This is a genomic window from Solemya pervernicosa gill symbiont, from assembly GCF_002020875.1.
Lineage (GTDB): Bacteria > Pseudomonadota > Gammaproteobacteria.
Genome location: NZ_MPRL01000143.1, coordinates 1 through 2,204, shown reverse-complemented (window position 1 = coordinate 2,204; position 2,204 = coordinate 1). Strand labels below are relative to the sequence as shown.

Below are 2,204 nucleotides of genomic sequence, written 5' to 3'. Positions count from 1 at the left end.
TCTTCGTCGTTCGCTCGCGCTCTCAACTACGAATAGGCAGACGGCGTCGACTATCGCGGACTAACCGCCTTCGCTTCGCTATCCATGGCGGTCAGCGAGGGAGTCCCATTGCGCCGCTTCATCGAGCCGGTAGGCGTATGGTGGAATTGGGGCTGGTTAGCAGCCAACAGCCGAAACACCGCTACAAAAAGGTAGAACAGCCCCACATCGGTGTTCCCAACCGGCTGGAGCGTCGGTTCGATACGCAAGCACCCAACCAAGCCTGGGCAGGTGATATTACCTACGTCTGGAGCGGCAAACACTGGGCCTATCTGGCGATGGTGCCCGACCTGTTTTCGCGTAAACCTGTTGGTTGGGCGTTATCACTTACGCCCAACAGTGAGCTGACAAAAAAGGCGCTGACTATGGCTTATGAGTCACGTGGCAAACCACAGGGTGTGATTTTTCATTCGGCCCAGGGTTGTCAGTACACAAGCTTGGCATTTCGACAGCAGCTTTGGCGATACCAGGTAACCCAAAGTATGAGCCGACAGGGTAACTGCTGGAACAACTCACCGATGGAGCGATTTTATAGAAGCTTGCAAACCGAGTGGATCCCAAAGTTAGGGTACAACTCATTCGAAGAGGCAAAACAGGGCATTGGGCTTCCCCTAATGCTTTAGGCGACAGTTCTATAATTCTCAAGATAAATATGTTTATTTAAAAGCCACTTTAAATGATTGAACGAAGATGTCAGATAGATATCATACGGTCACTTACACCAATCAATCATGGAAATAGAAAATGAAGATGATTTGCCACAAAATCGATAGACACCAGGTCTACTTGTTTTTCGATAGTCCGGGGAAAATTAAAAAACATGAAGATTATTTGAAAAATGTAGCGTCGAGATCAATTGAAACGCTTTTGAGCGCGCAAAATAATTCCGCGCTTAGTCGGAATAAAGATCACTGGGCAGCCCCAGTAATGACGGTGCATTTATTGCTTGTGAACGACAACGTCCTTAAGCACCAATTCGCTGTCTTAATAAGGGATAAAGAACTACCCGGAGGTGCGCTTGAATCACTTACTTTAACTGAATTAATTAAAGTGGAAAAAACAGCACGAGAATATGAGGCGTTAAGATCAAAGTCCTGTTTCAATAATTGCGATGATGATTGGTCAAGTAGCTCAAAGACATGTACGTGCAAAGCAAACAAAAGAGTTGATGAAAAATTGATCAGCAAACTGTTTCCAGATTTATCTGAGGTGAGTGACGAAAAGCATCGCCATATGGAGATTGTCACGACGTCCAACGAATATTCGACCTATATAAGCATAAGCCTTCACAGAAGGCCTATTTGTTCGGCGTGCTCATCAAATTGGGAAGATGAAATGCTTAGTTCGTTTAATGATATACTTCACAAGATCCACATTGCCACGTATGGTTTAATGAAAGAGGCAGCAAACGTTATATTGGTAGCGCATGATATCCCTTTAGGCGCAAATGTGACGTTTGATATGTTGTTCCCTGACTCATCAATTATCACGCCTAATACTTTTTGGCATGTATGTAAGTACTATATTGGAACTAACAGCATGGGTGCCATGACAGCAGCTGAAGTTTCAAGGGTCAATCACAGGTCAGTCTCCACCATAAATTTTCATATTCAGGCGATGAACAAGTATCTAAATAATATGTGGTGTAAATTAGGTAATTGTACTAGAGGGAGTTGCCAGCCAACGCGCTTGCAAAGTAGAGTTCAGATATTTCGTAGGTTAAATATTCTTCTGAACAGCGGCTGCTGACCGCCATGGAGAGCGAAGTGAGGGCGGTTAGTCCCCGATAGTCGACGCCGTCTGCCTATTCGTAGTTGAGGGGCGCCGTAGGCATAAACGGTCGCGTTAAGTATTTGCCGCTTGCTTGGGCTTGGATGCCCAAAACAAGCTTCCGCAAAAATAGCGACTCCCCGATTTGAATGACATATGGACTCCCTTCATTCCCGTGGACACTCAACCTAATTTTGCCATCTGGACTTCCCTCATACCCATAGACACTCCTATAGTTTAATTTAAAGCATGGGAGAAGCAGTGTGGACTTCCCCCGACGCCGTAGACACTCAAGCATTTCCACACCGTTCCAACTCAAACTGTTCCGGGCTGATGTGGCCTAAATAGCTGTGTCTGCGCCGACGATTATAAAACACTTCGATGTAGTCGAAGAT

At 45.6% G+C, this 2,204-nt stretch carries 2 protein-coding genes and 1 pseudogene; 2 read left to right on the top strand and 1 reads right to left on the bottom strand.

Going from position 1 to position 2,204, the window contains the following annotated elements; genetic code table 11:
* Together BOW52_RS16725 and BOW52_RS16720 are read left to right on the top strand one after the other, a co-directional pair.
* Nucleotides 1–641: pseudogene (locus tag BOW52_RS16725) on the top strand (IS3 family transposase); the annotation flags it as partial.
* Between the two features lie 142 nt (nucleotides 642–783).
* A complete protein-coding gene (locus BOW52_RS16720; protein ID WP_078485217.1) occupies nucleotides 784–1,788 on the top strand; it encodes a hypothetical protein in 1,005 nt (334 codons plus the stop codon).
* 311 nt (nucleotides 1,789–2,099) lie between these two features.
* Here the strand turns inward: BOW52_RS16720 and BOW52_RS16715 are convergent.
* Nucleotides 2,100–2,204, bottom strand: a 105-nt coding sequence (locus BOW52_RS16715; protein ID WP_135622612.1) for an IS3 family transposase, incomplete at its 5' end; no start/stop codon positions are given.